The 6,932-nt window shown below is 72.0% G+C and carries 5 protein-coding genes; 3 read left to right on the top strand and 2 right to left on the bottom strand.

Annotated elements, in window-relative coordinates; translation table 11 throughout:
* Positions 1–152: glycogen/starch synthase (locus tag AB0J68_RS23335; protein WP_355066823.1), on the bottom strand; the 152-nt coding region annotated here is incomplete at its 3' end.
* 137 nt (positions 153–289) lie between these two features.
* Positions 290–2,233 carry an amylo-alpha-1,6-glucosidase gene (locus AB0J68_RS23330; protein WP_363940467.1) on the bottom strand — a complete coding sequence of 648 codons (1,944 nt, stop codon included), beginning with the start codon at positions 2,231–2,233 and terminating at the stop codon, positions 290–292.
* A 42-nt stretch (positions 2,234–2,275) separates the two neighbouring features.
* Here AB0J68_RS23330 and AB0J68_RS23325 point away from each other — a divergent pair, with 42 nt between their 5' ends.
* The 3 genes from AB0J68_RS23325 (at position 2,276) to AB0J68_RS23315 (ending at position 6,600) form a co-directional block, all read left to right on the top strand.
* A complete protein-coding gene (locus tag AB0J68_RS23325; RefSeq protein WP_363940466.1) occupies positions 2,276–4,984 on the top strand; it encodes a glucosidase in 2,709 nt (902 codons plus the stop codon).
* Positions 4,985–5,227: 243 nt separating this feature from the next.
* Complete coding sequence (locus AB0J68_RS23320) at positions 5,228–5,848, top strand: TetR/AcrR family transcriptional regulator (protein ID WP_363940465.1); 621 nt, start codon at positions 5,228–5,230, stop codon at positions 5,846–5,848.
* Positions 5,849–5,889: 41 nt separating this feature from the next.
* Entirely contained in the window at positions 5,890–6,600 is a 711-nt protein-coding gene (locus AB0J68_RS23315; protein WP_363940464.1) for an HAD family hydrolase, read from the top strand.
* Positions 6,601–6,932 lie beyond the last annotated feature (332 nt).

The following is a 6,932-nucleotide window of genomic DNA, read 5'->3' as shown; positions in this document are numbered from 1 at the left end:
ACGTCGTGGCCGGCGGCGGCGAGGGCGACGGAGAGGGCGTGCACGTGTCGGCCGAGGCCGCCGACGAGCACCGGCGGGTACTCCCACGACAGCATCAGCACCCGCAGCTGACGGGCGGGGTGGATGTCGATCACGTGGGCGTCGGGTGACATGCGGCCCCCTTTGAGTTGTCCCCGGGCGCGCGCCGACCGACACCGGAGTCGGTGTCGCCGTCGCGTCTGGATCGGGGCCAATCCTGCCGGGGCCGAGATAACCAGCGGAGACACCGCCGTTGCGGTCGTGTAAAGCGCTACTGGCCCTTGCGGCGCACCCGCAGCAGCTCGGCCACCGACCACGCCTGGAACGGGCAGCCGGTCGCGGAGTGCGGCGCGACGCCGTCGGCCGTCTCGCTTACCGAGCCTAGCCCATATTCGGTCAGATGGGACTCAATACCGATCAATACGTCATCGACTGACATCTTGCCTCGGCGGCAGGCGTCCACGTACGGCCCGAGCAGCCACGGCCACACCGTGCCCTGGTGGTAGCCGCCGTCGCGCTCGGCCGGGCCACCCCGGTGCCGACCTACGAACTCGGGCGAGTCCGGGGCGAGGCTGCGGGGCCCGAGCGGGGTGAGCAGCCCGGCCGCGATCCGGCGCAGCGTCGGCTCGTCCGGCTCCAGCGGCGCGAACGGCAACGACCAGGCCAGCAACTGGTTGGGGCGCAGGGCGTCGTCGTCGTGCAGGGCCGCCCCACCGAGTGGGTACGCCGGCGCGGGCGCGTCCAGCACGTCGTGCAGCCAGCCGGTCGGGGACGGGAAACGGTCCCGGAACGACGCGGTCGCCTGGGCGTGCCGCCGCCACAGTTCGGCCGCGTCCTGCCCGGCCATCTCGGTCAGCTCGGCGAGACCGGCCAGCCCGTTGATCCACAACGCGTTGACCTCGACCGGCTTGCCCGTGCGCGGGGTGACCGGCACCCCGTACACGCGGGCGTCCATCCAGGTCAGGGCGGTGCCCGGGGCGCCCTGGGCGAGCAGCCCGTCGGCCGGGTCGACGGCGATCCCGTAGCGGGTGCCGGCCACGTGCGCGTCGACGACCGTGCGCAGCGCCGGCAGCAGCTCGTCACCGAGATCGGTGTCGCCGGTGACCGTCACGTGCCGGCTCACCGCGTGCAGGAACCACAGCGTGCCGTCGACGGTGTTGTACTCCACCCGCCCGGTGTCGGCCGTGTTGGCGAGCATCCCCTCGGACAGCGTCGCCGCGTACGCCCGCAGCAGCTCGCGCCCCTCGGCGGCCCGGCCCGTGCAGAGGAACAACCCCTCGTACGAGATCATCGTGTCCCGCGACCAGGCGCCGAACCACGGGTACCCGGCCACCACGTCGACCGCCGCGCCGCCGGGACGGACCACGAACGCGTCGGCGGCCAGCGCGAGCGTCGCGTCCACCTCGTCGGCCGGCTTCGCCGCGGCCACCACCTGCCGGTTGCGTCGCCGGGCCGTCGCCACGATCTCGGCGGCCGGCGGCGGCTCCTCGTCCAGCCGGCCCGCCCAGGCCCGCACCGACACCGTGTCGCCGGGGCGTTCCAGCTCGCCGGCGAAGCGTCCCGCGTACCAGATGTCCTCGTCCGGGTGCAGGCCCCGGGCGGCCTCCTCGCGGTGGTGCACGCCCAGCCACCACTGCCCCTCCGGCGTCCAGCCGGGCCCGGCGAGCCGGTACGCGCCCTCGACCACCGCGCCGTCCGCGACCGCCTCGACCTGCGGCGTCGGACCGTCGGCCCGACGCTCGCCGTGCGCGTCGCGCCAGGTGCACGCGGCCGACAGCTCCAGCCGGACCGGACCGCCGGCGACCAGCCGGTGGACGACCGCCACGCAGGAGCGGCCGGGCAGCATGGCCAGCTCCCGCTCGATCACGACCGCGCCGATCCGCCACCGCCACCGGGGCAGCCCGTCGACCAGGTCGAAGCGCTCCAGCAGCTCGAAGCCGCGCGGGTCGACGACGCCGGAGGACCACTCGTGGGCGCCGAGCCGGACCCGGGCACCGGACGGCAGGGTGACCGCCGGGTCGAGGCTGACGAGTCCCACCTGGCGGGACGCGGGAGTTTCGCCCGGCACCACCAGCAGACCGTGGTAGCGGCGGGTCCGCAGCCCACCGACGGTGCCCATCGCGTACCCGCCGATGCCGTCGGGCACCAGCCACTCCCGGCTGGACGCGCTGGTCAGATCGCCGCAGACCTGCGGGCCGAAGTGAATGTCGATCAACTTTCCTCCACCGCCGCCGAGGTGTAACACGCCACGACGAGAATGGCCGCTGTGGTGAAGTACCTCGGCGGCGTCAAAGATGTGCACGTGATCACTGACCGATCGTCCTCCGACGCCTCGCCACCCGACGCTGAGCGGCTCCGGCTCGCCCAGGCCGACTCGGGGGAGCAGGACTGGCGTGCATGGGGTCCCTATCTGTCCGAACGGGCGTGGGGGACGGTACGGGAGGACTACAGCGAGCACGGTACGGCGTGGGACTACTTCCCGCACGACCATGCGCGGTCCAGAGCCTACCGCTGGAATGAAGACGGGATGGCCGGCGTCTGCGACGACCGACAGACCTTCGCCTTCGCCCTGGCGCTGTGGAACGGCAAGGACCCGATCCTCAAGGAGCGGATGTTCGGCCTCGGCGGCGACGGCGGCAACCACGGGGAGGACGCCAAGGAGTACTGGTGGTACGAGGACTCCACGCCCACCCACTCCTGGATGCGCTGGCGCTACCACTACCCGCAGGCCGCCTTCCCGTACGACGAGCTCGTCGCGGTGAACGCGCTGCGCGGCCGGGACGACACCGAGTACGAGCTGGTGGACACCGGGATCTTCGACGACGACCGGTACTGGGCGGTGACCGTCGACTACGCCAAGGCGTCACCGACCGACCTGTGCATGGTGGTGACCGTGGCCAACCGGGGCGATGAGGCGGCGACCCTGCACGTGCTGCCCACCCTGTGGTTCCGCAACACCTGGGCCTGGGGACTGCCCGGCGGCGACCGGATCCCCCGGCTGACCGGGGACGGCACCCGACTGGTCGGTGAGCACCGGGTGCTCGGCCAACTGCTGCTGGAGGGCGACGGCGGCCCGGTGCCGCTGCTCTGCGACAACGACACCAACGCCGAGCGGCTGTGGGGGCTGCCCGGCCGCTCGCCGTACCCGAAGGACGGCATCAACGACCACGTGGTCAACGGCGCCCCCACGGTCAACCCGGCCCGCGAGGGCACCAAGGGCGCGTTGCACTACGTGCTCGACGTGCCGGCCGGCGGTCAGCGCCAGATCCGACTGCGGCTGACCCGTACCGCGTCGCCGCCGGCCGCCGCCCCGCCGCCCCCGGCCGACCTCCGGGACGGCTTCGAGGCCGTGGTGTGGGCACGGCGGGCCGAGGCGAACCGCTTCTTCGCCGGCGTGATCCCGGAGGCCGCGACCGCGGACGAGGCGCTGGTGGCGCGGCAGGCCATCGCCGGGCTGATGTGGGGCAAGCAGTTCTACCACTTCGACGTCAAGCGCTGGCTGGACGGCGACCCGGGCTCGTCGCCCCCGCCGGCCGGGCGCCGGCACGGGCGCAACAGCGCCTGGTGGCACATGACCAGCTTCGACGTCATCTCCATGCCCGACCCCTGGGAATATCCCTGGTACGCGGCGTGGGACCTGGCCTTCCACTGCGTGAGCATCGCCCGGGTCGACCCGGGCTTCGCCAAGGAGCAGATCCTGCTCCTGCTGCGCGAGTGGTACCTGCACCCCAACGGGCAGATCCCGGCGTACGAGTGGGCGTTCGGGGACGTGAACCCCCCGGTGCACGCCTGGGCGGCGCTCAAGGTGTTCGCGATCGACGGCGGCAAGGACTTCGAGTTCCTGGGCCGGGTGATGCACAAGCTGCTGCTCAACTTCACCTGGTGGGTCAACCGCAAGGACACCGGCGGCAACAACGTCTTCGAGGGCGGCTTCCTCGGGCTGGACAACGTCGGGCCGTTCGACCGCTCGGCGGCGCTGCCGGTGGCCGGCGTGCTGGAGCAGTCCGACGGCACCGGCTGGATGGCCATGTACGCCCTCAACCTGCTCGACATGGCCATCGTGCTGGCCGAACATGACCGGACCTGGGTGGACACCGCCACCAAGTTCTTCGAGCACTTCCTCTACATCGCCGCCGCCGCGTACGAGCAGGGGCTGTGGGACGACGAGGACGCCTTCTTCTACGACGTGCTGCGCCTCGCCGACGGCACGAAGGTGCCGCTGAAGGTCCGCTCGGTGGTCGGGCTGCTGCCGCTGGCCGCCACCACCCGCCTCACCGCCAAGACCCTGCACCGGCTGCCGGAGCTGGGCGCGCGGCTGCGCTGGTTCCTCACCAACCGCCCCGAGTACGCCCAGGTGATCGGCACCCGCCGGCTCGGCCCGGACGGCCGCCAGCAGCGGCTGCTGTCCATGGTCGGCCAGGATCAGGTGGTCCGGCTGCTCGCCCGGATGCTCGACCCCGACGAGTTCCTCTCCGACTTCGGCCTGCGGACGCTGTCCCGCGCGCACCTGGACAAGCCGTTCTCGGTCACTCTGGGCGGGCAGGAGTTCTCCGTCGGCTACGAGCCGGCCGAGTCGACGAGCGGCCTGTTCGGCGGCAACTCGAACTGGCGCGGGCCGATCTGGATGCCGACGAACTTCCTGCTGATCAGCGCACTACGCGACTACGCGGCGTTCTTCGGCGACGACCTCCAGGTGGAGTATCCGACCCGCTCCGGGGTGAAACGCTCGCTGGACGAGATCGCCGACGACCTGTCCGCCCGGCTGATCTCGCTCTTCACCCAGGACGACTGGGGTCGACGGCCGATCTACGGCGCCGCTCAGATGTTCCAGACCCACCCGGACTGGCGCGACCTGATCGCCTTCCCGGAGTACTTCCACGGCGACAACGGCGCCGGCCTGGGCGCCTGGCACCAGACCGGCTGGACGGCCCTGATCGCCGACCTGATCCTCACCCTGCGCCGCTGACCGACGCCCCGTCCGACCGCCGCGCCCCGCCCGCCGCGCCCTGCGTACCGCGCATGATCGTGCTCGATCCAGGATGTAGTGGTGTCGGTGGCGTGGTGAGGCGACTCGATCCTGGATCGAGCACGATCATGGGGCGGCGCTCACTCGTGCGGCGCGGCCTCGGCTGCCGATCTGCCGAGGAGGCAACAGTCACCAATCCGTCATGAGGCGGATACGAACAGTGCTGGTCGTTACGCTCGGCCCGTGTCCGTACCTGCCGAGGAGGCAACCGAAGAGGACCGGCGACATCTCATCGTCACGGCCGCCCGCGAGCTGGCCGAGGCTGAGGGTTGGACGGGGCTGAACGGCCGACGGCTCGCCGAGCGGGCCAACGTGGACGTCGGCGACCTCTACCGGCATTTCGCCGACCAGGAGGCGGTGCTGGCCGCCGTCGCGGTGCACGGCTTCGCCGAGCTGGCCGCCGAGCTGACCGCCGCCCACGCCGACAACCCCTTCCCGGAGCGGGCCTGGGCGGTCATGGCGAGCGCGTACCTCGACTTCGCGTACGCCAATCCAGCTGTCTACGACGCGATGCTCGCGCTGACCCCGGACCTCGCCCTCGGCGCGGCCGGGGTGCCGGCGGCGCCGCGGGCGGTCTTCGCCGCGCTGCGGGCGGCCCTGCTCCCGCTGGCCCAGGGGCGTGATCCGGACACCCTCGCCGAGGTGGGCTGGAGCCTGCTGCACGGCGTCGTGATGCTCACCCGCGGCGGCCGGCTGCGCCCCGAGGCGCAGGAGGAGCGAGAGGCGATGATCACCGAGAGGCTGCTGTGGTGGCCCTGCCCGGCGGACGGGAACTCGCTGGGTGCCCGGGGCGCAATGCCCTAGAGTTCGCGTCCGCACGAGCATGATCGCGAGGAGGTGCCGGCATGACCGCGGACCAGGCGGCCCGTCGACGGGCACAGGTATTGATCTTCGACGCGGACGACACGTTGTGGGAGAACAACGTCGTCTTCGAGCGGGTGATCGACGACTTCCTGGCCTGGCTCGACCACCCCACCCTGGACCGGGCGGAGACCCGGGCGATCCTCGACGACATCGAGCGGGCCAACGCGGTGGCGCACGGGTACGGCAGCAAGGTCTTCCTCCGCAGCCTCGCCGAGTGCCTGGAGCGGCTGCGCGAACGGCCGGCCACCGACGCCGAGCGTCAGGAGATCGACCGGCTGGCACTGGCGCTGGTCGAGCACCGGGTGGAGCTGATGCCCGGTGTCGCCGAGGCGCTCGACGAGTTGGCCGGCCGGCACGAACTGCTGCTGCTGACCAAGGGTGAGCGGGAGGAGCAGCAGCGCAAGCTGGATGCCTGCGGGCTGCTGCACCACTTCGGCGCGGCGCACATCGTCGCCGAGAAGAACGTCGACACCTACCGGTGGCTCATCCGCGAGCACGGGTTCGAGCCGGCCGACGCGTGGATGATCGGTAACTCCCCGAAGTCCGACATCCTCCCGGCGCGGGCGGCCGGGCTGAACGCGGTGTTCATTCCGAACGAGAACACCTGGGTGTTGGAGGACGACGAGCTGGACCCGACCGACACCGGCGTGCTGCGACTGGCCGCCTTCCGGGACCTGCTGCGGCACTTCTGACCGTCGAACCCGAACAGCGTCGAAGATCATGGTCGCGTTACGCGCACATGCCGCTTTTTCCCCTTGAGATCAGTCACGTCCCGGACGGTCCCGCAACGCTTGTCCGGCCCGTCGGGATCCGCCTAACCTGGGCCGGCGCTCACGGCCTTTCGGGGTGTGCCGGGGGCGCACCGGTGTCCGACGGGTGGGCACCGTGGAGCTGAGTGCAGGGCGGCCGGACCTCCCCGCCGGGCCGCGTGGCGTCGTGCCGCGCCCACGCGCGCGGTGGGTGCCGGACCTGTCCGCTCCCCGTCGGACGGCCGGACGTCAGGACCGGGTCCGCAACTACCCGG

The organism is Micromonospora sp. NPDC049580 (genome assembly GCF_040675595.1).
GTDB lineage: Bacteria > Actinomycetota > Actinomycetes > Mycobacteriales > Micromonosporaceae > Micromonospora.
This window is presented reverse-complemented; position numbering and strand designations above follow the sequence as displayed.